Consider the following 25740-nt stretch of genomic DNA (forward strand, 5'->3'; position numbering starts at 1 on the left):
AACGGTTCAGGGGCAGTCACTCATCGGGCTGCCTGTCGCCGGATCAAGCCCACAGCCCTCATCAGGCGATGAACGAGGCACCAGAGAGTATTCCACTTCAAATTCCTGCCCTGGCGGCAGCTCAGGTGCCTTGAGAGATTTACGATAATCGTAACTGGCTTTCAGGCTGAAAAACCGTAGCTGCTTATCGTCGAACACTGCCCGGTGCTCTCTCCGGGCAAAATACCATTTCTGTTCTATAGCTCCTCCGGCAAAACAGCTTTGCAGGGATAACATCTGATTCATCCAGGTCAGACAGTAGCTATATCCCGCCAGCTTGTTGAACAGTCGTTTATTCTCCAGGTCAAAACGCCAGATACGATCATCACCGTCACAGGGTTTCACAATAACCCTGGTTCCCACATAACACTGTTCACCTTGTACAACACCTGACTCACACCCTTCAGGCAGGTCTAACCCGAGACAGGATGTACTTTCTCTTACCGAAAGACGGAGATCACTGGTTAGCCATTCTGACAACCAATAGAGATTGTCAGGCTTCTCTTCCCAGGTCACTGGTTCCGAAGGCAGGGACTGCACCTTTTCCGGCTCTTGTTCCGGCTCTTGTTCCAGTTCTTGTTCCGGTCTTTGTTCCGGTCCTTGTTCCGGTCCTTGTTCCGGTCCTTGTTCCTGCTCTGGTTCCTGATTCCTGTCCTGATCGCCACCACTGTCAGGCAGCCAGATTACATTATCTCCAAACTCCAATGTGCCACACATTTTTTTATCATTAACCGGGCTTAGAAAACACTGCCACTGGCCATAATAAATGTACTTAAACTGCAAAGGCTGAAGAACAACATTATCGCCTTTCAGCAAATGCAGGTAACTGCCACGACCGTCTTTGTCTACAGCACTGGACAGCAAGCCCGACTGATCAAATGTCCAGACCTGACCGCGAATACTGCGGCTACAGGGCAGAAGCTCAACCGAATCCACCATTCTGCTAAGACACATGGAGACAGGATAAGCTTTACTGTGAAGAGTTTTTGCAGCGAAATTATAAGTCCATAGTTGTTCAGATTTCTCTGCATTACAGCTGATAAGGGCAGTGCGGTTGCGTGGATAGCATTTACTACTGTCATCCGGATCCTGATAGACACAGGTACCCGAATCCAGATCACTGGTGGTTATTTCCAGACATGCAGCCCCATAATGCTGCAATACAAAAGCTTCAGCCACCACCGGTTCTTCAACGATGACAGGCGCTGCACAAACCGATAAAGAGATCATTCCGGATAGCACCAGAGACAGACAACAGGTTGGCAGATAAAGTCTGGTCATTTGTCCCTCCATGGACAAAATGAAGTGGTTTCCCGAGATACCGATTCAGAAATTAAAAGTTCTTTTTCTTATATTTCACTTTAGAAAAAGTAGAAATTTCGGCAACTAACATGAAGAATCAGTTGAAATAATGCCTATTTATTCATCAGGCAACAAACATAGCGAAAAATACTGAACAATACCCACTACCCAGCTGCAAATCGGCAGGTATAATTGCGCGCCTGTTATCGTCAGTAGAAAGGTTCTTCAGCGTTGATTATCTTCACCGTCACCAGCAACATCACAGGTCAAGTCTATGTCGGCAGTACCCGTAACGAGCTTGAAAGCCAGTGGGAAAGAATGGTGGCTGCAGCGCAGCAAGACTTGGACTACCCGCTCTATCGCGAGATAAGAATCAACGGCGAAGACGCCTTTACCGTTGATGAGTGGGACAGAGCCGAGGATCGTCAGGAACTGCTTGAACTGGAGCAGGAAGCCATTGACCATTTTGGGGCCAAGAGCCTGCGGGGCTACAAAACCAGTACCGTCAAAATTCTTCCGAAGAAGAAAACCCGCCAGCGCAAGTCGTCTATCGAAAAAGAGCTGGCAGCCATTTTCTCCGGAGAGGAGTCTGACAGTGAAACACCACCAAGTCTGACCATCAAGTCTTCCGATTCAAAAAATACGGCTACAGCCTCTCCCTCAAAGGCTGCACCTGCAACCAGCAAACCGGCTGAACCCAAGCCTGTCAGCAAACAAGAGATTACCAAAGAGAGCATCAAGGCCGCCCTGGCAAAAATTGCCGAGGAAGAAAAAGCAAAAGAAGCCGCTGAAGCTGCCAAAAAAGCAGCTGCCGTTCAAACCACTGCCGGCTCCCAGGCTAATGCCACGGTACAGATGAAAAGCATCAGTCTGAGTGATGACATCAGCGCACAGCTGGCCGCCATCACAGCCGCTGCAGACGCGGTTCTGTCGGGCGACAGCCAGGCAGCAGAGAGTCTTCAGCAGATGCCTGAAGCAGAACCTGAAAGTGCCGCAATAGAAGAAGAGGTCGTTGCAGCTCCTCAGCCTGTTGTCGAGGAGATCAGGTCAGAGCCGGAACAAATCGCTAAGCCGGTTTGTCCAAAAGAGCTGCGTATTATTGAAGCGATTGAACGCCATCGTACTCAGCGCGCCCAGAAAAGCCAGGAAGCCATTGAGCAGGAGCGTAACAGCCTGGCTGGTCTGCTGGCAGAACTGGATGCTCGGGCTAAAAATATGGAGACAGGAGTGCTGGCAGCGGTTGCCTGATTGCAAAGAGCTATTCAGTATACAGCTATTCAATATACAACTCTGGCCCGCTATGGTCTGACCATAGCGGGCTTTTTATTTTGCACTGAGACAATTAACACTCTGTCCTGTCAGGCCGTAAAGGTATTTATCCACCGTTGCTACGCAACTTCGCCAGAAGACCAGAAATACCCACAAAATACATTACACATGTTGTATAAAAATAATAAAAAGCATGGATAAAGGCACACCTTTCTGATTCAGGCTAACCACTCTGTTCAGAACCTTCCCCCTGAAAAAAACAATACTTAAGTCGTATAACAAGTTGAAAACGCTGTTTTTTCTGTCAGATATCTCTTACAACCTGAAGATATTTCATTCGTAAATATAAATACTTAGACGTATAAATGCAGAGTATTTTTCAGGCAGATTTTACCTTATGAAATAGTCACAACTTCTGTGGATAACTCTGTGAAGTACTCAATAAAAATGTCACAGACCCCTTGAAAGACAACCCTCACAACAAATTGACTATTTTTTATACAGCGCTTTTCAGCACCTCAATATATTGTGGTACCGGTACTGACCAGCCCCTAGCAGACTGAAGACTGAGTGATAGAACCGCTATGAGTACAGCGCAGCATTTCGATAATCACCAATATTCCACCAAGGAATTAAAAGCATATAATTCAAAACTTTAATTCAACGCCAGCGTAACCAAGATACCTGAACGAACGTTCAATCTTAAAGAACGCAACACCGCTGTAAACAAAGAGGAACCTATGCTCAGCAGGGACTCACTAGATCGCTTTTTTGGGCTGAAAGCTCATGGAACAGATGCCAAAACGGAGGTGATCGCCGGTTTCACCACTTTTATGACCATGGCGTATATCCTGATCGTCAACCCGCTGATCCTGAAAGATGCTGGCATGGATTTTGGTGCGGTATTCTCGGCAACAGCGATTTCTGCCATTATCGGTACGCTGGTTATGGCGCTGTGGGCCAAACTGCCCTTTGCCCTGGCTCCGGGTATGGGTCTTAACGCTTTCTTTGCCTATGGCGTTGTACTGGGCATGGGCTATTCCTGGCAGATGGCACTGACTGCCATCTTGCTGGAAGGTATCATCTTTCTGATCCTGACAGCGTTCAATATTCGTGAAGCCATCGTTAACAGTATCCCATTAAGCCTGAAAAAAGCCGTTTCCTGCGGTATTGGTTTGTTCATTGCCTTTATCGGCCTGCAAAACTCCGGCATCGTCGTAGGGAATGAAGCCACAATGGTGACTGTTGGCGCCCTGACCGATCCACAACCTCTGCTGGCCCTGATTGGTATTCTGATTACCGGTGTTATGCTGGTGAAAGGGGTTCAGGGTGCGCTGCTGATTGGTATCTTCGCGACCACCCTGATCGGTCTCCCCATGGGCGTGACTGCGCTGCCTGACTTCAGCAATGGCCTGACACCACCGGATATTTCCCCTATCTTCTTCCAGTTCCAGTGGGATCAGGTGTTTACCATTGATATGGCTATCATTCTGTTCACCTTCCTGTTCGTTGACATGTTCGACACCGTTGGAACCCTGGTCGGCGTATCAACCAAAGCGGATATGCTGAATGAAAAGGGAGAGGTACCGAACTGTAAGCAGGCCCTGTTTGCCGATGCGATTGCAACGACTGCCGGTGCGTGTCTGGGTACCAGTACGGTGACCACTTTCGTTGAAAGCGCGTCGGGCGTATCCGCTGGCGGCCGCACAGGTCTGACGTCCCTGACCGTAGCAGGTCTGTTCTTTGTAGCCCTGTTCCTGTCTCCACTGTTCCTGATGGTACCTGGTGCAGCGACGGCTCCTGCGCTGGTTCTGGTCGGCCTGTTTATGATGTCACCGATCAAGGAGATCGACCTGGATGATTTCAGCGAATCCATCCCTGCCTTCCTGACCCTGCTGTTCATGCCTCTGACTTACAGCATTGCTGAAGGTATTATCATTGGCATGCTGTCTTACATTGGTCTGAAAGCGCTGAGTGGCAACGCCCGCCAGATCTCCATCGTTTCCTACACTGTTGGTGTTCTGTGCCTGGCCAAGCTTGCCATGTAACACCCGACCAACGAGTCTAACTCACTGTAGAGAATAAAAACCGGCGACCTCGCATTCAGTACCTTGTATAATGCGCGCCGGTTTTTATTTACCCCCTGAACATCATCATGTCATTAGCCGTAGTACAGCCCGAAAGATACGAAGAACAACTGACAGAGAAGGTCAGCCAGGTTTATGCCGAGTTTGAGGCTTTTGATATTCCGGAACTGGAAGTTTTCCGGTCCCAGCCTGAACATTACCGGATGCGTGCCGAGTTCCGCATCTGGCACGAGGGAGAGCACAGCTTTTACCGCATGTTCGACCCCGAAACCCGTCAGCCATTCAGCGTACAGGACTTTCCGGCGGGTTCCAGACGTATCAATGAGTTGATGCAGCCATTGATGCAGCAGATCGAACAGAACGATCACCTGCGTAAGCGTCTGTTCCAGATCGAATTCCTGACCACACAGACCGGAGAAGCCCTGGTTTCACTGCTCTATCATCGTCAGCTCGATGATGCCTGGCAGGAAGCGGCAACAGCCCTGCAGGAAACTCTGGATATCAGCATTATTGGCCGGGCCCGCAAGCAGAAAATCGTGCTGCGAAGGGATCATGTGACGGAAGAGCTGACCGTCAATAACCAGCCATTCCGCTACCAACAGGTTGAAAACAGCTTTACACAGCCTAACGCTGGCGTTAACGAGCACATGCTGAGTTGGGCCAGTGATGTCTGCCAGAGTGCCGGACAAGATCTGGTTGAGCTTTACTGTGGTAACGGCAATTTTACCTGCGTTCTGGCAAAACAGTTTGACCGGGTTCTGGCTACCGAGATTTCCAAAACTTCCGTTCATTCAGCCCATGAAAACTTCAGAATGAATGGCGTTGAGAATGTTGCTATCGCGCGCCTGTCCAGTGAAGAGTTCACCCAGGCAATGAATGCTGAACGAGAATTCCACCGCCTGAAAGACATTGATCTGGAAAGTTACAACTTTTCAACGATTCTGGTTGATCCTCCCCGCGCCGGTCTGGATAAAGGCACAGAGGCTCTGGTTCAGCGGTTTGAAAAAATTGTCTATATTTCCTGCAATCCTGAAACACTGAAAGAGAATCTGGAAACGATTAATCAAACCCACAAGGTTGAACGAATCGCCCTGTTTGATCAGTTCCCTTATACCCATCATCGTGAAATGGGCGTTTTTCTGACCCGCCGTTAGCCTGATGGTCGAGCACAGCTCCCGGTGGCGCTGTGCTCAACTACACTGAAACCTGCTTGAACAAGAATGATTAATGCAGGTTATCTTCACCCGATGGAAAACAGGGATTTTTTATCACGCTGGCCTGGGCTGTTCCTGAGCATAGTTCTATTCGTCGTTTTAGTGCTATTAGCGGGTACAGTACTAACAGGATGCCTGCCCGCCAGGCATGACTCCCGTCAGCTGGATGTGCTGTTTGTTGCCTACGACCAGGGAGAAAGCAATGCTTTCCTGCAACTGGAAAAAGCTTTACAACAGCACCAGATCAATTACCGGATCCTTGCCTTTGGCCGGGCCAGCGAAATTTTCAAAGAGCACCCATACCGGCTGGAAGCTTTGGTAGAAAACCAGTTATTACTGCAAAACGACCGAACCAGAGAACTCTCATCATTTGAGCTTGAAGACATTATCAAGCCCATTCGTCCCGGCATTGTCTACTCAGGCATGTCCAGTGTTGTTCAGGCTCAGCTACTCAATGCCTTTAAGAGCAAGGGCAGCTATACCATTGCTTTCTATGACAACTTTGACCCTGTTGCAGATAAAGAGTATGTGCAGCCATTCCTGAACAGGGTAATTCCGCCCGATGAGTATCATATTCCGAGTATCGCCACACGCAGCAGCTTTGATGGTCAGCCTGCCTTTGCAACAAGCGTCCTTACAGTCAGTGGCACTCCTGCTCTGGAAGCCTGGGACAACATTTATCAACAGACCAGTACCGATATTGTCCGTCAGGAGCTGAACATTGACAAAAACCAGCCCGTTGTCGTTTTTGCCGGGGGGTATGACACCACTTATGAAACTTACCTGAGAATATTTGTCGAGGCAGTAAGGGCTATGCCGTCCATCCTGTTCCTTGTTACCTCTCACCCCAAAACCGACGGCAGTCTGGAAAGAAAGGTTGTAAAAGAGTTGGCCGCAGGTAACGTCAGAGTGATCGACAAGGGTGCGCATTCAACCACGGTTTTAAGCAAACTGTCCGTAGCCGTTGTGGTACATAAATCCTCGATTGCTGCCCAGGCCCTCTACAAAAAGAAACCTGTTCTTTATGTTGCAGAGCCCGAATTCAACAACTTCCTGACTCGAAAGCAACTGGCATTTGTTGCGTCATCACCAGAGCAGGTGAAAAGCAAACTGCTGTCAGCCATCCAGACGGACAGGGACAGCCTGGGGCTGGAAAGTATCGGAGTGCCAGATCATCCTTCAGAGACCGTTGCCGGAATTCTTCAGCGCCGACTTCAAAGCAGTAAATAGAAAGCCTCTATTGGTTGAAATAGCGGTTTGTGGTTAACTGTGCAGAGCATCAATTTGTTCAAGGAGAGCTCTGCATGGGAGCCAGCCTGACCCGTTTACAGGTTGTAATGGGTTTGCTTGCCACTGTCGTTATTGTTGCATCCACGTTGTTGGTGGTTGCCAATCTACTGATCAATGTAAGCACAGAAAGTTACCTTTATTCCGATATCGACAAACTGCCTGACAATAAAGTCGGGGTATTACTGGGAACCAGTAAATACTCAAGAACCGGTGGCCAGAACGACCATTACCGGCTTCGTGTCGATGCTGCCAGCAAATTATTCAAAGCCGGTAAAATTCAATACATCCTGATCAGTGGTGATAATGGCACCCCTTATTACAATGAACCCAGCACCATTCGCAGGGATTTGCTCAAGCTCGGCGTGCCAGCAGAGAATATCTACAGGGACTACGCGGGCTTCAGGACCCTGGATTCAATCATTCGCGCCAGAGATGTATTTGGGCTGAGTCAGTTTACCGTTATTTCACAGGCGTACCATAACAAGCGGGCGATTTATATTGCCCTGAACAACGGCAGCAATGCCGTTGCATTCAATGCCGGAGAGGGCAAAAACAGTGACCTGACCAATCGCACCCGGGAGGTTCTGGCCAGGATGCTGGCGCTTCTGGAGGTACACTGGTTTGATACCGAGCCTAAATATTTGGGGCCAGTGATAGATATAGGAAGTACACCCCCTACATAAAAGCCAGACGGACAGCAGACAATAATGTACAGATTTCCCACCCTGATTATTGCTGTTATTTTTAGTGGATTTGCCTTCGCCAACCCGGACGTCAATACAAAAAATGATGCCAACCAGCGGGAAACCCTTCTGGTTGGTGTTTTCCCTCAGGATTACCCTCCCCTTTACTGGCATGACGAGCGCAAAGGGATTATCGAAAAGCTACTGGATAAAGTCAGCTCTGTCAGTCGTTTTGACTTTGCCTACAGAAGTGTACCTTTTCATCGCCTGATACAGAGAGTGGCAAAAGGAAAGATCGATCTGGAAGCCTGGACATCCCGATCCTGGCGGTTCCGGGTAAAAGATAACGTGTATTTTACCTCACCTTATGCTGATCATTGTGAAATCATGATTTTCCAGAAAGATCACGTTTTTCCTGTCAACCAGCCTGCCGACCTGGCTGGAAAGCGCCTGGGGGTGGTAAAAGGTTATGTTTACAACTCCTTCACAGAGCTATTCGCTAAAAAAACCATCTACCGAATCAATTCCAGCAACGAAGAACGGGTACTGAACCTTCTGAGCTACGGAAGAACCGATGCTGCCCTTATTGACCAGCTGATTGCTGATTACCTGCTCAGTACCACTTATCCACAGGCGTTTGCCAGAGGCAATAAATTTGACTGCGTACCAGTGAGCTTTATGTTCAGCAAGACTAAAATCAAACAGGGAATGGAAATCAGTAAAGTGTTACAAACACTGAAAAATGAGGGTTTTATTGACCAGCTGCTGGAAGAGTTCTGAGAAGCTTACAGTTCGAGATTGAGAAATGACGACCTTCTGACATATTTCCTGATTTTTTCCATCGTCTTGGGAAGCCATTTATCAAGACGCCTTGTTTCCCTGACCAGCTCATCAGCCAACCTGGGGTTGTGCAAATCATTGAAGACAAACCCAACCAGGGTAGCTTCGTTAAGTCGCAGCTTTTCCACGGATTTCTGTAAGTCAGTCTGCCGGGTAACACCCGCCATGACCATCATCACAACCCCATCCACCATGGCGCAAATGGATTCTGCCGGAATGTTATTGCGATTTATTGCCCTGACCGGCGAGGTATCAAACACGACCACGTCATAATGCTCCAGCCAGTGCTCCATCAGTTTATTCATATTGCTGAGGTTACGAAACATCAGGGCATCGGTATCACAGGGAGCCGGAAGAATATCAATTTCTGCTTCATCATCGTGCATGATGCAGGCATCAGCAGAGTTGGGATCAGGCATCCAGTCAGTATGAAGATGGCCCGATAAGTCGCCCAGTTCCGGGTGCAAAAGATTTACTTCCACCAACAGGGCATGTTTGCCGTCAGCCTCTGCCCGTTTACTCAGGGCATAAGCCATGGTACTGCAACCTTCTCCGGGATTCGTCGAAGTAACGGCTAATGAACGTAAACCGCGCCCAATAGAATTACTGTAAACCATCTCGACTTCGATGTAGTTAATCGGCAGTTTTATCATTTGCTACCAGATTCTACTTAGCCAACGCAAATATAGACACTATACCTACAGCATCTCTTACAATATCCATGAAGTAAGCCCACTTTGTATTTTTTACATCAGGAATAAAAATCGTATCGCCCGCCCTCAAAACCGGCAATTTGTCCAGATCCGGGTCTTTCATAAACTCGACAAGGTCAAATGTATAAGCCTGATTTTTATCAGCGACAGTGTTTACGATAATAATTTTTTCAACCAGTGCAGTATTCGTAGGGCCTCCAGCCTGAGCCAATATATCAAGGATGGTCATGTCAGAACTGAAATCATATCGTCCGGTTGTTTTTACAGAGCCAAGAACACGAATGGTTTCGTAGCTTTTTTTCTGAACCCAGCTTCGGTTTCGGGAAGGTATGAAAATACTGTCGCCATTGGAGACATGGGGTAACAGGGTTTCATCGCCGGTTTCGAAATATTCAACCAGATTCAGGCGACTGACCCTGGGAGCCAGACCGTTTCTGTGAATAATCCGGATATTGGTCAGATCAGATTCTTCTGTTGGCCCCTGGGCAGCAGACAGAATATCAAGAACACCCATCTCATCACTGAAGGCATAACGCCCCGGGGTAACAACCGCCCCCATGATGTAAATAGCCTGCTCACTGGATAAACGAATCCATTGAGCCTTATTATCAGACGGGTCTTCCGGCAGTTCTGGAAAAATCACTGTAACACCACCACTCAACTTCGGCAGTGAATTCCAGTTGCCGCCACGTTCTATAAAATGCTGTAGATTGAACTCCCTGCTGATAGCTTTACCATTATCCCCGGTGCTGACAATCCTTACACGGGCTATATCCGCTTTGGCATTGGGTCCTCCGGCATGCGACAGCATATCCATAAAATTAATGCCTTCAGACCATAAATAGCGTCCGGGTTTCTGAACCGCGCCGATTATTCGTACTGATGTATTGGTAGGAATCTTTAACCAGGAGTCATCAACGAGCGTACTTTTCTGAGGTATAAATATTGCGTCGCCCGGCAGTACCCTGGGCAATTTAGCGTCACCTCCCTCGGCATACTCCTGCAAGTTGAAACGAATAACATTCCCGTCAGCTCTGAGAATACGAACCATACTATTATCCGCATACCGGTTTGGTCCCCCCGCATTAGCCAGAACATCCAGAAAACTGACTTTTTCACCAGTTTCAAAAGCACCGGGTTTCTGAACCTGTCCCATAACATAAACGGTTCGGCCACCACCATTAACCGCATCAACCTGCTTGGGTACAAACACGGTTGCCCCTTCCTTCAAAATAGGCAGTTGTCCTAAGTCGCCGATATCAAGGTAACTTTTCAAATTAAACAGAATCGGCTCACCATCATCAATCACCCGAATTTGCTCAACGCTCGAATAACGAGTGACCCCTCCTGCCCGAAGCAAAGCATCAATAATCGTCATCCCTTCAACAAAAGCGAAACTACCGGGTCGAATCACTTCACCAAAAACTCTTATGGCTGTTCTGTCTTCTGTTGGGTCGATACCAGAAGCAGAATCCGTCCCCGCCTGACCATAAACGCTACTTAAATCAGGGGAAGAAGGAACAAAAATTGTATCCAGAGACTTCAGTGGCGGAATCATCACTGCGTCACCGGTATCCAGATATTTTTTAAAGTTAAACTCTATTATTTTGTCACCACGCTGAAGCTGGAGTTTGTTGAGCTGAGCACCGTCCTTCAGCCCCCCTGCCAAACTGATAGCTGTCTGGACATTGCCGGTATCTGGCATTTCAACCTGCCCGGGGGTTTCCACAAAACCCAGAACGGTTACTAATAAGCGACGCTCTTTAACCAGAACCGATAATTTATCCAGGCCAAGGTAAACACTGGAAAGAGCCTGATAAATATGTTTTTCAGCTGCCTCAAGTGACATACCACCCAGCGATACCTGACCAACCTCAGGCAATGAAAGAGTCCCATTCCTGTCAATAAGAAAATCGTTATTAAAGCCTTCTTCTCCAGGCAGATTAACTGTAACAATATCTCCGGGCTGAATGATATGACTTCTGGACAGGCTAATGTCTGAAAGTGCTTCTTCTTTCTTTTCTGAAGCCTGCTTCTGACTGTTTTTTTCCGATATTTTATTTTGAGAAGCTATCAGATTACGAAGCTGATTAGCCATATCGGTTTGTTTTTGAGTGTGCTTCTCCATCATCACTCTATTATTTTCTGAAGTCAGTGATTTTGTATTCCGACTGGTATGAAGTTCAGGGTTGCTCTCATTGTCTGATATTTCATGATCAGCTTTTTTCTGGCCTTCAGTGTTTTTTCTTAGTGACAATAAATAAATATCACCATCCATAACCACTACATCTTTCAAAGATTTCTCAGTAAGTCGTTTTTCACTATTACCCCGAATCACGGTAATATCAGCTTCGAATAATTTGTGATCATATAACGTGTTAAAATAGTTCAACTGCCACACAGGTGATGATTTTGGCTGTAGGTAGCTTCCAGGCTGCTTAATATCACCAAGAATAGTTACTCTGGCCAGTTCATTATCTGTGTAAATAACAGCGGAATTGATCGGATAGACCTCCCCTATGATTCTTTTGAGCGTTTCAGAAACAGAGGTCAACTCAATTCCAGCAAGGTCAATACTCCTTTCACCAAGTATGAGGACTCCGTGTTTATTAACTGAAGTTATTGGAATTATGGGAACATTTTTATCATCAAACAGAACAATACTACTGCCCGGTTTTACAGTGTTAGACCAGGAAAAATCCGGTACTAACAATATAAACAAAAGGCTAATCAACGAGGTGAATTTCATTGTTCTCCTCCTGTTTAAGCTTGATGACTCTCAAATTCTTATTTAAATCTTTTATCAATGCTCGCTGCTCAGGTTTTACCGATGCAACTTCAAACCACATACCATCTTTACTCACGTTATGTTTACCAGGCTTAATGTAACGAACCTGAATCTGCTCCTTTCTGGCACCATGATTAGAAAAATAAAGCACTATTTCTTCAACCTGCTCTGAAAACATACTTGAATAAATATTGATACTCAGCTGATTAAAACTATTCAGAGAGTTAGCTGCCAGCTTGAGTCTTCTTTGAAAGTCCTAAGCCAGTTTTCCATCATCAGTAATCTGATCGCACTGGCAGTTCAACAGATCACTTAACGTATCTAAATACTTAGTCACTACGTCTTTATCTTTGTTTTTAGCGTTATATTTGAAACTGTTAAGGCATTCACTACCTTCAACCAGTCCTATCATCAGGTCTGCGGTATAATCGAGCTGCCCCATAAGCTGAACAAGACTGAACTCAGCGCCAAGATATAGTCTTTTATCAAGTTCCCTTTTCGCAACTGACAGCAAATTTTTGGCTCTGTTCACTTGCCCCGGTAAGCAGTATGAAGCGCCATTACTTTCAAGAATTTCCAAACGCGCAATAGATATGTTCAGGATTCCTTCTACATACCCCTTATCAGCATCTTCCTCAATACTACCAACAGGCTCTGGCCAGCTACTACAACCAGTTAATACTGCAAACAGCAAAAATACCCCGAAGGAACGACCTTCAGGGTATTTGTTATTCAGTACGGCTTTTCTGATAAACGATTTAATGATTCGACATATAATCATCAACATTATCGTATTGTTTAATCGTTTGATTGATTCTCAGCATAGTCAACAATTCATTAGGTTTACCGCTTACACCCAATAGAGCCAACTGACGATTTTCAATTTTCAATCGCTTATAGAGAAAGACCAAAGCTCCGATCCCGGAAGAATCAAGTTCTTTAACCAAACTCATATCAACGAGAACATCACCTGCGCAATCTTTAATGAGACGATCAAAATGAGATCTTACATCATTGACTGTCTCAGCATTAAACTGACTATTCAGAGCAATAACATCACAAGACTGGGCATTCCATGTTGCGTAATCCATTACCTTCTACTCCTTTCCTTTCAATACAGCAGCCAGATATTGTTAATGTTCTGAAACCACTGATGAACTAACGCATTTTCATTAAGGCTACCTTCCAGATTAGACAAACAGACCAGACTAATTAGCTATAGATATAATAATTAGAAATATTCAACAGCAGTAAAATAGTGATTTCCACTCAAAATCTCAATTAGTCAAAACATTCACTCTTTTTTTATAAAAACAACAAAAGCAGAAAGCCAACAGACAATTAATAAGCCTACAAAACAATAATTTATAGCGAAAAAATAATTTCGTTTTTTTATTAAAAAAAACTGTTGATCTCTCTATAGTTAAAGTCACGATGTTTGAAGAATCATGAACAGCTCGACTTTCTAGCCAGACAACCTGATTCTTCTATTCAAAAATACGAATGAAAACATTTCTATCAGCCAGACAGCATTCATCGACGTATTTCTGTAGAGATTTTTTGAATGGATGGCATTACAGAAGTAAGACTGTATGAATACTGAACAGGATTTAAACCTCAAACAGAAACTCTCGATGAAGCTGCTGAAAGTGGTGCTTCTGGCAGCTTTCTGTCTGGGATTTGCACTCAGCCTGATTCAAATCTTCATTGACGCCAGACAGTCCAGCCTTGCCATTGATTCTGAAGCCGAACAAATGCTCTCCATGATTCGGGAACCATCCCTGAGAGCTGCTTACCGAATTGAACCCCAGATGGGCGAAGAAATTCTTACCGGGCTTCTTGAGCACAAGTCTGTCCATGTAGCCGCTATAAAAATCCCCGACGAGCCCGAACTCGCTGTTGTTGAAAGACCCCTGTCCACCTCAAGGTACAGGCAGTTTTCAGATTATATTTTTGAACCAATCCGCATCTATCGGGTCAGCCTGGATACCAGGCCCCCTGACAGAGAGCATTACGGTGAACTGCTGCTGGCCATTGACACAGCCTATTATGGTCGGGAGTTTATCCAGCGCTCCTATATCGTTATGTTATCAGGACTAGTGCGTTCACTGGCAATGGCGCTGTTACTGTATTTCATCTACACACTGTTATTAACCAAACCATTAAACCGGCTGATTCGAAATCTGGCAAAAATCAATCCGGACCAGCCAGGTCAGCACAAGCTCCCTATGCCCAGTGGACACAGGCAGAACGAGCTGGGCCTCTGGGTTCGAACAGCCAACCAGCTGCTTGATTCCATTGAACGCAACTTCCAGCTTCGCCAGAAAGCCGAAGAGCAGATTATGCGTCTGTCTCAATACGATTACCTGACGCGCCTGCCCAATCGCCGTACATTGCAGAAACACTTACAGAAGCTGATCTCCCAAATCGATGAAAACCAGCAGAAAATGGCAATCCTCTGTCTGGGGCTCGATGATTTCAAATCGCTGAATGCACAGTTCAATTTCAATGCAGCAGAGCATATTCTGGTCAAAATCTCCGACCGCCTGAGAAACCAGATTGGTAACCGGGCTTATATCGGCCGTCTGGGTGAAGACCAGTTTTGCCATTGTCCTGTCACCACTGGAACAGCCCTATGAAGCGGCTGAAATGGCTCAGGAACTGCTGAAGCAGCTCGCCAGGCCTTTTGCAATCAATGGCGAACATATCACCATCAGCGCCACAGTAGGCATTACCCTTTACCCCGACGACGGGCAGGATGTCGACAACCTTTTACAACAATCTGAATTTGCCATGATCATGGCAAAGTCCCGCAACAAAAATCGTTACCAGTTTTATATTGCCACGATTGATACTGAAATCCGCCAGCGCAAAAAACTGGAAATGGATTTACATCTGGCACTGGAGCAGAGTGAACTGAGCCTGAGGTTTCAACCACAGGTCAACCTGAACAGTTCAAGAATCATTGGCGTTGAAACCCTGTTGCGCTGGAAGCATCCGGACAAAGGGCTTATTTCACCCGATACATTTATCCCCATGGCCGAAAACAGTCTGGATATTATCCCTATTGGCGACTGGGTGCTGGAATCTGCCTGCAACCAACTGAATGTCTGGCGTCAATCCGGATATACAGAGCTGAGAATGGCCGTCAACCTGTCTGCGGTTCAGCTTCAGGATAAAAATATTGTTGAACGGGTGGAGTATTTGCTGAACAAGTACCAGATTCCTGCCAATAAGCTGGAACTGGAAGTAACCGAAACCTCGATTATGGAAGATATCGAAGTGTCTTCCGCACAACTGCAACGCCTCAAGCAAGCAGGCGTGATTCTGGCACTTGATGATTTTGGCACAGGCTATTCATCACTGAGTTACCTGAAACGATTCCCGTTCGACAAAATCAAAATCGACAAATCCTTTGTTGATGGCCTCCCGGGCAGCAAAGAGAACACCGTGATTGTCGAGGCCATTATCCAGTTAGGAAAAAGCTTTGGACTCGAAGTGATTGCCGAGGGCGTTGAAACCGCTGCCCAGGAAAGCCATTTGCGCCAGGCAGGCTGTCTTGAGGGGCAGGGATATTTTTATGGCAAGCCAATGCTTGATGATGAATTCCTCGATGTACTGAAAAACTGGGACAGACACCAATAACGCAACAGAGCATGGAATGGATGTTATGGACAGCCCTGATATTGCAATATTTCTGGACTCCCGTCAGCAGGGAGGTATCGAAACCCATGCACTCCATCTTGCCAGAGGCCTGAAAAAATTCGGTTACTCGCCTTCCATCCTGTTTTATTGCCGTTATAACGCAGATCATCCTATCGAGCCATTGTTGCACCACCACCAGATACCTTTTGAATACCTTGATGGCAAAATCAACAGTGCAGGCTTGTGGTGCCGCAGACATTCGCCTCTGCTTATCCATACACACGGCTATAAAGCAAATATTATTGGCAGACTCGCTGCCAAATTGACCGACACACCGATTGTATCCACTTTTCATAATGGTGACCGGGGCAGCGGGCTGATAAGGCTCTATCACTGGTTTGACGAACTCACCAGCAGACTTTCACACAATATTGCCGTCAGCCCGGAAATAGCCCTGCGCCTGCCAGAACCGGTCAAGCTGATGAATAACTTTATCGAAGCGCCCCGGTGGTCAGCCACAACCGGTCAGGAAGTAGCCTTTGTAGGGCGACTAAGCCATGAAAAAGGTCCTGATTTATTCCTGCAGCTGGCCAAGCATCTGCCTGATTTGCATTTCACGGTCTACGGCTCTGGCAATCTGCACGAAACTCTGGCTGCCAGTAAAGCACCCAACGTCAAATTTGCCGGGCAAGTCACCAGTATGGAGCCTCACTGGCAACAGGTTGGCCTGCTTTGCATCACGTCCAGAGAGGAAGGTCTGCCACTGGTCGCACTGGAAGCCATGGCCCACGGTATCCCGGTGTTGAGTTTTGCCGTTGGTGCCTTACCTGAACTGATTGAAGCAGGCAGCAATGGCTGGATTATTTCAGAGGGAAATATTAAGCAGATGAGCAAGCAGATAAGGCACTGGCAATGCCTGTCGGATGAAGATAAGAAAAAACTGGCCCAAACCTGCATTGAAACGATCAGAAAGAATTACTCTTATGACGCTGTTATTCCTGAGCTTCTGACGCTCTACCGGCATGCCGTCAATAAAGCCGGCTACATCTGGCCTGAAATGCCAGTACAGGAACAGGCACAGGAACTATTACAAGAACTACCGCGAGAGCAATAACGGAGCCGTCAGCAGTCACTCCTGCCATTTATTGCCGTATAAACAATGAGGCAACCACATGGAAGTGGGTCATAACGTTATAAAAGGTCTGAAGGTCGGTGCCATGCTCAGACTGGCTGCCCAGATTTTCACCTGGTTAAGTACCCTGATTCTTATCCGTCTGTTGACGCCGGATGATTATGGTTTATTTGCCATGACTATGGTGTTTATCGGCGTATTTGCCCTGATGGGTGACTTTGGCATCGGAAAAGCCATTATTCAGGTGGAAAACTTAACACCACAAATGCTAAGACAGTCGTTTACCGTCAATATTATTTCCTGTGTGGCATTTTTTCTGCTGTTTTATTGTTCGGCCCCGTTGATTGCAGACTTTTTTTCCGAACCCAGAGTGGCCATTCTGGTGCAGGCCATGGCGGTTCAACACCTCATCATGATTTTTCATACCCTGCCCTATTCGCTGGCCAGCCGTAATATGCTTTATAAGCAAAGGGAAAAAGTACAGTTTGTCACAACCCTGAGCACCAGTGTCTTTACCTTGATACTGGCAGCATCAGGAGCAGGTGTCTGGTCCCTGGTGCTTGGACACCTGTTTATGCGTACCGTTGCTATGATCGGCTTTTTCCGGTTACAACCCTGCTGGATTCTCCCGGCCATGAGCTTTCGTGGTTTCACTAAGGTCGCAGTTTTCAGTGGCATCGCCACCATTAACGATGTTCTTCGCTATGCCTATAACGTTTTTACCAGCATCAGTATCGGACGCCTGCTGAGCAAAACCGAGCTGGGAGTATTTTCTGTCGCGCATAACCTTGCCAACCTGCCTGGCGATAAAATGGGTGAACTGCTGACTCATCTGGGTCTGTCATCCTTTGCCAAACTCCAGAATGAAAAAGAAGTTGCCGGTCAGTACCTGCTAAAGTCAGTGCAGCTGGGTAGCCTGATCCTGTTTCCCATGTACTTTGGTATGTGTGCCGTGTCGCCGGAACTGGTTATTCTGGTACTGTCCGAGAAATGGCTGGCAGCCATCATTCCCTTCCAACTTCTTTGCCTGGCCAGCCCGTTCCGCTTAATGTCAGAAATACTGGCGACCGCTATTACCGCCATTGGCAAACCTGAACGCAACACCTATACACTGGCAGGCTCTATCCTGATGCTGCCTATGGTTTTTCTGGGTATTCAGTACGGAGTGGAAGGCGTTTCCATAGCGTGGTTAGGCATTTCCGTGGTTAGCTTTGCCCTTCATGCAAAAATCATGCTTCCCCTGTTTTCGGTGTCAGTCAGGCAATTGCTGGGGGCTATGCTGCCAGGCTTTATCAGTTCTGCCATCATGCTGGCAGGTCTGCAGTGGTTCCGGTCATTTTTTGCAACAGAACTTAACAGCTGGCTGTTCTTTACCCTAACAGTCGTCATGGGCGCTTTGTTGTTTGGGTCAGTCATGCTGACGGCCTTCAGGCAGCAGGCTCTGACTGTCGTGCGATACCTAAGGCACTGAGTAATCCAGATGAACACCATAGAGGAGCTGAACAAAGCAGCTTTACAGGAATCCTGGATCGGATCACTCCTGAACAGTAAGTACAAGAACAAGTTCGTGATGGTGTACTGCCTGCTGGCCGCCTTACCGCCGTTGATTCTGCCTCACCCTGTAGCGTTGATGCCGCTGGCGGTTATACCACTGGGTTTGCTCTTTATTCTCAGAAAACCCTTTGTCGTCTGCCTCACCTTTATCCTGTTTTCATTTTTCCGGCTGCATGAAGTCGTTCCGCAACTGGACCCGATCAAGATACCGTTATTAACGGCACTTGGTTCTTATTTCGTACTGGCATGGCACATTATTCTGACCCGAAAAGTTAAGGTTTACTGGCGGCGCGAACACACTATTTTCGCCCGCTTTTTCGGCTGGGTCGTTCTCGGCATATTGTTCTCCAGCCATCCCCCTTCAGCCTTTGGCACCTTCACCAGCGTTTATGTAAAGATCGGCATCATGGTACTGGCCATCTCCTGGCTGATGACCGAGAAATGGCACTTTAAACTGGCACACCTTCTCATTATCTGTGCAGGACTGATCGTAGGAGCTGTCACCCTGTATAACAAAGCCAATGGTATCGGTATGGTTGAAGAAACCCGTGTAACCATACCCGGCACCAGTCTGGGTGACCCCAATGACTTATCTCTGGTGCTGAGCTTTCCAATGAGTTATGCCATTGCTTTCGCGGTCACCCGGGGGACTGGAAAATTTAAAACACTGCTTGGTCTTATTGGATTTGGCGTCTTTATTTCTGCCATTATCGCTACCCAGAGTCGGGGTGGCTTGCTGGCAACCATTGCGGTCCTGGGGATCTTTGGTCTGCGAATCATCAAGTCCAAATTACTATTGATCAGTATTGGCAGTTTTGGCCTGATGATTCTGGTCGCCGCAGCCGGTATCAGCGACCGTAAATCCGGCGGCGCCCAGGAAGAGGGAGTGGACGAGTCCGCAATGGGTCGAATACATGCCTGGGAGGCCGCTTTCTATATGGGACTCAGAAACCCGATGACGGGAGTAGGATTATCGATGTTTCTGGATAATTACTGGGACTACGCCACCCATAGCAAGGCAGAAGGAAAGGCTCATGTTACCCACAGTACCTGGTTTCAGGTGCTGGCTGAGTCTGGCTTTGTTGGACTGGGGCTGTTCCTGTTTATGATTTACACCATTTTTCTGTCAATCCGCGCCAGCCTTGCCCGGCTGGATAAGCTGAGGGGGACACCGGACTACAACCCGCCGATATCAGCCATCACTGTAGGAACCTATGCCGGTCTGGTGGGTTTCTGCATTTCCGGCAGCTTTCTTAGCCAGGGCTTCTTGTGGCCCATCTACATTATCACCTCTATCAGCATCGCCATTGCCAACTTCATGGATAACCATTACCCCGAATCTGAGTCTGAATTAAAGAATGAAGAAGGTACGGCAGATAAAAAAGGAAAGTCTGCCAATCCCCTGAAGGGAAAAGGTTATTCGAATGCTAAACCGGTTAAAGTCCCGGATTATTAAGACGCTATCCACAATCGCTCCAGTGGAGAATTACGATGGCTGACCTTGTGGTGTTCGGAGAAGACTGGGGAGGACTGCCATCCAGTACGCAGCACCTGATCAGCCATTTATTAAAAAAACACAGGGTGATCTGGATTAACTCGATTGGCATGCGAAGCCCAAGGCCCGGCTTTAAAGATTTAATGAGAGTGATTAACAAACTCAGGGCTATGATCGGACTGTCTAAAACACCTGAAATAATCAACAATAGTCCAAAACCCATTATCCTGAACCCCAGAGTTATCCCCTTCCACGGGCTGTCACTGGTTCGAAAAATCAACAAACGCTGGCTGACCAAACATATTCAGTTAGCCTGTGCCAAACATGACTTCAAAGACATTGTTCTATGGGTTTCTCTGCCTACTGCGGTTGACGTGGTTGGAGCGCTCGATGAGAAAGCTTCCATCTATTATTGTGGCGATGACTTTAACGCTCTGGAAGGCGTCGACCATTCAACCGTTAACCCCATGGAGCGCGAGCTGGTCAGAAAAGTTGACCTGATTCTGGTCGTCAGTGAAGAGCTTGCCCAAAAGTTCCCCGGACCAAAAACCGTTATGCTGCCCCATGGCGTTGATTTTGATTTGTTTTCAACGCCTGCCCCTCACCCCGGTGACTTTCCGGATGAAGGCCCAACGGCCGGATTTTATGGCAGCCTGTCGGAATGGCTGGATGTAGAAATGATGGCACAAACAGCCACCGCCATGCCCAGCTGGAACTTTGTATTTGTCGGAGCGGTAAAAACAAAAGTTGGCGTTCTGGAAGAACTCCCTAACGTTCATTTCCTTGGTCCCAGAGCCCATTCTCAACTACCAGGCTATGTCCAGCACTGGGATGTTGCCATGCTCCCGTTCAGACACAATCGTCAGATTGAAGCCTGTAACCCATTGAAACTACGTGAGTATCTGGCTTCCGGAACAGCGATTGCCAGTACCGATTTCCCGGCAGTCAGGGTTTATCAGGAGCAGGTAGCCATTCAAAAACACAAGGAACCCTTTTCAAGGGTAATACAAAGAGCTTTTGAAAATCGCGACCACACACAAACAAGGCAGACCATGGTAATTGATGAGTCATGGCAGCATCGGGCAAACCAGCTGGAAGACCTTGTCAATCATCTGGCAGAACATTGATGACTGCCACCCCGCCAACCCTGAAAATTACAACTACAATTAAATATAACCTGAGCATCTAAGGGACTGATGTAGAAGTAAAAATCCGTCAAAAACCAATAATAAAACGACTGCTTTCTACTTCCAGAACTGAAGCTCTTACACATAATTGACGCTACAGGTATTTAACTGGCAAACCTGTGATGTGAAAGGAAACCTTGCAGTGAAAAGGATATTCAGTTTCCAGACAATCACTCTCTGGCTCATGATCATGCTGCCAGTGCTCTCTGGCTGTGCCAATAAAAACGGCCAAATGGGTCCGATTCAGGCAACCATGGCTGGTACTGAGGCAGAACCAGCAACGAATCAGCAATTACTGGCTTCCATCGAAAAGATGATTGAAGAGCATAGAGGCAAAGGTTACAGCGACCATGCTTTTGTGCGCAAAATGTCGCTTCACTATGAACCCAGTATTCGAATGCTGACCGATCAGCAAAAGAAAATCATTGAGTTATTTTTTCAAACACTACCAGCCAATGATTCGATCAGTATTATTATTTCGATCTCTCCCACATCCAAAGAAAATGGTTTTGAAGACCTGCATACCTCCTGGTTGCGAATACAGGGTCTTAAAAACCTGTTACAAAGCTATACACCAGACATTGAAGAGCTGTACCAGCCCGGTCAGGCCAGGGACACAGTAGTCATTCAGGTGTTCGGAGGAAAAGGTGTCTAACGACGTACTATTAAACCTTTTCCGACTCCTGAATATTGCCTGGGTGAGGCGTTATACCATTGTCATACCCATGTTGATCATGCCTGTGATCGGTTTCGCTGTAAGTTTTCTGACACCCAAATTTTATGAAGCTCACACCACGATTCTTTTGCAGGATACCAGTGAACTCAACCCGATCCTGGAAGACTTTTCTATATCTACCAACCTGGAAGAACGACAGGCGGCTCTGAAAATTCTTCTCAAAAGCCGGAACGTTCTTGGGGCTGTGGCAAAAGATCTGGGCTATATCAACGACGATTCCCCACAGAATGTAGTGGATGAGCAGCTGGCTGAATTGTCTAATTCACTGTCAATTGTTTTTGGTGGTGAGCTGATCAAAATCTTCTATCGTTCAGAAAACAGAACAGACATCGCCTTTCTGCTTGAGACGGTCACCAAACACTTTCTGAAAATTGTACTGGCTCCCCATAAATCCTGGACCAGTACCTCAGAAGACTTTTTGGAAAATCAACTTGACCGGCAAAAAACGGATTTGAAAGCGGCGGAAAAAAGGCTGTCTGATTACAAAGCCAGATACGCACTGGAACTGCCTCAACTTCATAAAGCCAATATCACTCGTCTGGCTGAGCTAAGACAGCTGTTGACGGAAAAAATGACAGACCTCGCTGGTGCTGAAGCGTCTATGGAAGAATTCAACGACAACCTGGCCCAGACCAATCCTGTAATCGGTAAACTCGAAGAGCGCCTGATCGCCATTCGTGCCGACCTGAGTATGCTGCGATCCCGTTACACAGAGCAGCACAGTAAAGTGCGTGCCGCTGCCAGAGAGTTCGAACGTCTTGAATCCGAGAGAAAACGGTTAATATCGGAAACCTCTCAGCTAACGCCGGAAGACATTAAGCGACTCTGGAACCTGGCTGCCACCAGTGCTGGCAATATGGATATTGGCAACCAGGGTACAACCACCACCATTCTGGCATCCCAGTTACAGGCCGTGCAGGATGCTAATGCCAGAGTGATTGGCTTGAAAAATGAGGTAGAAAGCATTCGAAAACAGTCCGAGAATCTTGAAAACAGCGTTCGGGATTTTGCGGAGGTGGAACGCAGCCTGACGGAATTACAGCGGGATTACGACGTCAAGCTCAAACTCTATGAAGACTTCCTGAATCGTTATGAGATGGCCAGGGTGTCGGGCGACCTTGGCCGCTATGAAGAGATGGAGCGGGTAAAGGTCATCGATAAACCTTTTACTCCCAGCCGGCCTAATGTCATACCAGCTGCCCTGTTTATTGTTGCCGGCTTATTTGCCGGGCTTGGTATAGGCACAGGCCTGGCCGCTATTTCAGAAATCTCAGACACCAGTCTGCGTTTACGAGAAACCGTGGAGACAATGACCGGTTTACCGGTTATCACCCGTTTGCCAGCCATGCCCCAGGCACTGCCACTGACTTATAACCCGCAGACCGACTCATTCTCACATGAAGAGGGGGCCAGCGCATGAAACAACCTGTTATAGCCCAGATTGCACAGCAGCTTGCTCCCGGCGGCATTGAGACAATGGTTCTCGATCTGCAAAGCGGTGCAGAAAACCCTGAGCAGGTACACATTATCAGCCTTGAAGGAACAGAGACTTCTCTTAAGGACAACTGGCCAAGATTGCAGAATGTTCCCCGCCTGCATGCCCTTAACAAGCCGCCGGGTATTCAGCTGTCGACTATCCGCCAGCTGGCAGATTTACTTCGCTCTCTTAAGGTTGATGTCGTACATACACACCATGTTGGCCCTATGCTGTATGGTGGGCTGGCCGCAAAAATGGCAGGCTGTGGTCATGTTCACACGGAACACGATGCCTGGCACCTGGCCAACCTGAAACGCAGAATCCTGGTTGGCACCTTTTTCCATCTGCTCAGGCCAACTGTTATTGCTGACGCCCGGCTGGTAGCACAGAGCATTCAGCGTTACATTCCAATGTTCCCTACTGAAGTCATCATGAATGGCATCAGCACTGAGCGCTTTAAACCCGGTGACCAGAATCTGGCCCGTCAACATCTTGGGCTTCCTACAAATGTGCCTGTTATTGGCTGTGCAGCCCGGCTGACCGCCGTAAAATCTCACGATATTCTTCTATCCGCTTTTGCCTTACTGCCCAAAAACACGCACCTTGCACTGGCGGGTGGCGGCGAGCTGGAGACATCATTGCGCCAACAGGCTGTATCTCTTGGTGTTTCAGACCGGGTGCATTTTCTGGGTGTGGTCGAGAACATGCCGGAATTTTTCCAGGCCATTGACGTCTTCTGCCTGGCTTCACAGCGGGAAGGTTTGCCCTTGTCGCCTTTAGAGGCACAGGCCTGTGGCAGACATGTTGTTATGACCGATGTCGGGGGCTGCAGTGAAGCCACTGCTCCGGATTATGGTTTACTTGTGCCTGCTGGTGATATCGACAGCTTATCAACCGCCCTGCAACGTCAACTGGAAGAAGGCTGCTCTGACAATGCCAGACAGTCTGCCAGAGCCTTTGTGAAAGAACACGGCGACCTGAAGCGCATGATTGCCCAGTATCAGGGTTATTACCTGCACAACCTCGGCAGACAGGAAAGACCCGGGGAGGGCTGTGATGCTTGACGGATTAGCCCTTACCCTGTTTATTGTCGCGTGCATAGTGATTATTTATCACCATGCCGGATACCCTTTGTTACTTCGCGTACTGTCTAAAAAACACCCCTCGCCGCCGCCCTATTTTCACCGCCATTTTAACGTTACGCCTCTGGACCTGATGTTGCCCAGAATCTGTCTGGTCATGCCTGCCCACAATGAGGCCGACACCATTTCAGACAAAATCTACAACCTTGGCACACTGGACTATCCGGAAAATAAACTTCGCATCATTATTGTCTGCGATGGCTGCACCGATGAAACGGCTGACATCGCCCGGGGTGCCGCAAAAGCCAGAGAGAACAGGCATCTCATCATTGACGTGGTCGATAAGCCGGACAACTGTGGCAAAGTCGCTGTTCTGAATGAAGCGATCAGTCTCTGCGACTGTGATGTAGTGGTTCTGTCTGATGTTTCAGCCCTGCTATCGATAGACAGCTTATTGATCACAGCCTCCCAGCTTAGTGAAGAAGATACCGGTGTTGTGTGCGGCAGCTATCAGTTTTTCCAGTCACTGAGTGCAGGCGAACAGGCTTACTGGGCGTACCAGCGTCAGATTAAGACCCATGAGAGTGCGATTGGCGCTACTCTGGGGGTCCATGGCGCATTTTATGGATTCCGTCGCAAACTGTTTGAACGACTGCCTCCGGATACCATCAATGACGATTTTGTTCTGCCCGTCAATATCGTCATTAAGGGCTACAAATGTCTTTATGACCCAAGGATTGTTGCCGTCGAACTGGAACAGGCCTGCAACGAGATGGACTTCAGTCGTCGCAAACGAATTGCGGCAGGCAATGTTCAGCAGGCTATTCGCTGCATTGGTTTATTGCAGCCACGGTTTGGCAAAATCGCCTTTAACTTTTTCTCTGGCAAATTCCTGCGGCCAATGATGCCTGCTTTTCTCTTGCTGGCACTGGTCTCATCAGCCTGGCTGGCTCCCAACCACTGGTTTTACGCACTGGCTTTTGCCGGACAGTTGGTCGCTTATCTGGTTTCAGTGCTTTACATACTGACAGGCAGCCAGCCCGACTGGAAGCCTTTGAGAGTGATTTATTACATCGTTTCCGGACACCTTGCCATGGGCATCGGGTTACTCCGATACGTCCTTGGCCTGGAGTCAGGGCAATGGAAAAAGGTCGAATCCGATTCGGCAGCCAAAAGAAGTAAGGGAAGTACCCAAGGAGTATAACGT

The 25740-nt window shown here is 47.6% G+C and carries 22 protein-coding genes; 16 read left to right on the plus strand and 6 right to left on the minus strand.

What is annotated here, in order from left to right; genetic code table 11:
* Window positions 1-6 precede the first annotated feature (6 nt).
* On the minus strand, window positions 7-1320 hold the full coding sequence (locus V5J35_RS06670; protein WP_354010499.1) for a hypothetical protein: 1314 nt from the start codon (window positions 1318-1320) through the stop codon (window positions 7-9).
* Window positions 1321-1572: 252 nt separating this feature from the next.
* Here V5J35_RS06670 and V5J35_RS06675 point away from each other — a divergent pair, with 252 nt between their 5' ends.
* From V5J35_RS06675 to V5J35_RS06700, 6 genes are all read left to right on the plus strand, one after another.
* The gene (locus tag V5J35_RS06675; protein WP_354010500.1) at window positions 1573-2589 is read left to right on the plus strand and encodes a GIY-YIG nuclease family protein; all 1017 of its coding nucleotides are present in this window, start codon (window positions 1573-1575) and stop codon (window positions 2587-2589) included.
* A gap of 761 nt (window positions 2590-3350) precedes the next feature.
* The gene (locus tag V5J35_RS06680; protein WP_354010501.1) at window positions 3351-4658 is read left to right on the plus strand and encodes an NCS2 family permease; all 1308 of its coding nucleotides are present in this window, start codon (window positions 3351-3353) and stop codon (window positions 4656-4658) included.
* Window positions 4659-4765: 107 nt separating this feature from the next.
* The gene (gene trmA, locus V5J35_RS06685) at window positions 4766-5851 is read left to right on the plus strand and encodes a tRNA (uridine(54)-C5)-methyltransferase TrmA (RefSeq protein WP_354010502.1); all 1086 of its coding nucleotides are present in this window, start codon (window positions 4766-4768) and stop codon (window positions 5849-5851) included.
* A gap of 66 nt (window positions 5852-5917) precedes the next feature.
* Window positions 5918-7141 (plus strand): hypothetical protein, encoded by a 1224-nt coding sequence (locus tag V5J35_RS06690; RefSeq protein WP_354010503.1) that lies wholly within the window; start codon window positions 5918-5920, stop codon window positions 7139-7141.
* A 74-nt stretch (window positions 7142-7215) separates the two neighbouring features.
* Window positions 7216-7884, plus strand: coding sequence for a SanA/YdcF family protein (locus V5J35_RS06695; protein ID WP_354010504.1), 669 nt, complete (start codon window positions 7216-7218; stop codon window positions 7882-7884).
* 24 nt (window positions 7885-7908) lie between these two features.
* Entirely contained in the window at window positions 7909-8664 is a 756-nt protein-coding gene (locus tag V5J35_RS06700; RefSeq protein WP_354010505.1) for a substrate-binding periplasmic protein, read from the plus strand.
* A 5-nt stretch (window positions 8665-8669) separates the two neighbouring features.
* Here V5J35_RS06700 and V5J35_RS06705 read toward each other — a convergent pair whose 3' ends face one another.
* From V5J35_RS06705 to V5J35_RS06725, 5 genes are all read right to left on the minus strand, one after another.
* Entirely contained in the window at window positions 8670-9377 is a 708-nt protein-coding gene (locus tag V5J35_RS06705; protein WP_354010506.1) for a P-loop NTPase family protein, read from the minus strand.
* Window positions 9378-9390: 13 nt separating this feature from the next.
* Window positions 9391-11991 carry an SLBB domain-containing protein gene (locus tag V5J35_RS06710; protein ID WP_354010507.1) on the minus strand — a complete coding sequence of 867 codons (2601 nt, stop codon included), beginning with the start codon at window positions 11989-11991 and terminating at the stop codon, window positions 9391-9393.
* A 172-nt stretch (window positions 11992-12163) separates the two neighbouring features.
* Window positions 12164-12403 carry a hypothetical protein gene (locus V5J35_RS06715; RefSeq protein ID WP_354016295.1) on the minus strand — a complete coding sequence of 80 codons (240 nt, stop codon included), beginning with the start codon at window positions 12401-12403 and terminating at the stop codon, window positions 12164-12166.
* 78 nt (window positions 12404-12481) lie between these two features.
* Entirely contained in the window at window positions 12482-13012 is a 531-nt protein-coding gene (locus tag V5J35_RS06720) for a hypothetical protein (protein ID WP_354016296.1), read from the minus strand.
* The gene (locus V5J35_RS06725) at window positions 12984-13316 is read right to left on the minus strand and encodes an STAS domain-containing protein (protein WP_354010509.1); all 333 of its coding nucleotides are present in this window, start codon (window positions 13314-13316) and stop codon (window positions 12984-12986) included. The genes V5J35_RS06720 and V5J35_RS06725 overlap by 29 nt, the downstream gene beginning before the upstream one ends.
* A 501-nt stretch (window positions 13317-13817) precedes the next feature.
* Between V5J35_RS06725 and V5J35_RS06730 the strand changes: the two genes are divergently transcribed.
* The 10 genes from V5J35_RS06730 to V5J35_RS06775 all read left to right on the plus strand — a co-directional run bounded on the left by V5J35_RS06730 (window position 13818) and on the right by V5J35_RS06775 (window position 25737).
* On the plus strand, window positions 13818-14864 hold the full coding sequence (locus V5J35_RS06730; RefSeq protein ID WP_354016297.1) for a GGDEF domain-containing protein: 1047 nt from the start codon (window positions 13818-13820) through the stop codon (window positions 14862-14864).
* Window positions 14815-15870: a putative bifunctional diguanylate cyclase/phosphodiesterase gene (locus tag V5J35_RS06735; RefSeq protein WP_354016298.1), complete on the plus strand. Its 1056-nt coding sequence runs from the start codon at window positions 14815-14817 to the stop codon at window positions 15868-15870. Before V5J35_RS06730 ends, V5J35_RS06735 begins: the two co-directional genes overlap by 50 nt.
* 25 nt (window positions 15871-15895) lie before the next feature.
* Window positions 15896-16984, plus strand: a complete 1089-nt coding sequence (locus tag V5J35_RS06740; protein ID WP_354010511.1) for a glycosyltransferase family 4 protein — start codon at window positions 15896-15898, stop codon at window positions 16982-16984.
* A 58-nt stretch (window positions 16985-17042) separates the two neighbouring features.
* On the plus strand, window positions 17043-18473 hold the full coding sequence (locus V5J35_RS06745; protein ID WP_354010512.1) for a lipopolysaccharide biosynthesis protein: 1431 nt from the start codon (window positions 17043-17045) through the stop codon (window positions 18471-18473).
* A gap of 9 nt (window positions 18474-18482) precedes the next feature.
* Window positions 18483-20012, plus strand: coding sequence for an O-antigen ligase family protein (locus V5J35_RS06750; protein WP_354010513.1), 1530 nt, complete (start codon window positions 18483-18485; stop codon window positions 20010-20012).
* 35 nt (window positions 20013-20047) lie between these two features.
* Window positions 20048-21178, plus strand: a complete 1131-nt coding sequence (locus V5J35_RS06755) for a glycosyltransferase (protein ID WP_354010514.1) — start codon at window positions 20048-20050, stop codon at window positions 21176-21178.
* Between the two features lie 202 nt (window positions 21179-21380).
* Entirely contained in the window at window positions 21381-21893 is a 513-nt protein-coding gene (locus V5J35_RS06760) for a hypothetical protein (RefSeq protein WP_354010515.1), read from the plus strand.
* Window positions 21886-23394 carry a GumC family protein gene (locus V5J35_RS06765; RefSeq protein WP_354010516.1) on the plus strand — a complete coding sequence of 503 codons (1509 nt, stop codon included), beginning with the start codon at window positions 21886-21888 and terminating at the stop codon, window positions 23392-23394. The genes V5J35_RS06760 and V5J35_RS06765 overlap by 8 nt, the downstream gene beginning before the upstream one ends.
* A complete protein-coding gene (locus tag V5J35_RS06770) occupies window positions 23391-24515 on the plus strand; it encodes a glycosyltransferase (RefSeq protein WP_354010517.1) in 1125 nt (374 codons plus the stop codon). Before V5J35_RS06765 ends, V5J35_RS06770 begins: the two co-directional genes overlap by 4 nt.
* Window positions 24508-25737 carry a glycosyltransferase family 2 protein gene (locus V5J35_RS06775; RefSeq protein ID WP_354010518.1) on the plus strand — a complete coding sequence of 410 codons (1230 nt, stop codon included), beginning with the start codon at window positions 24508-24510 and terminating at the stop codon, window positions 25735-25737. Before V5J35_RS06770 ends, V5J35_RS06775 begins: the two co-directional genes overlap by 8 nt.
* The last annotated feature ends 3 nt before the right edge of the window (window positions 25738-25740 follow it).

It is taken from the genome of Endozoicomonas sp. NE40 (genome assembly GCF_040549045.1).
In the GTDB taxonomy this organism is placed as follows: domain Bacteria; phylum Pseudomonadota; class Gammaproteobacteria; order Pseudomonadales; family Endozoicomonadaceae; genus Endozoicomonas_A; species Endozoicomonas_A lisbonensis.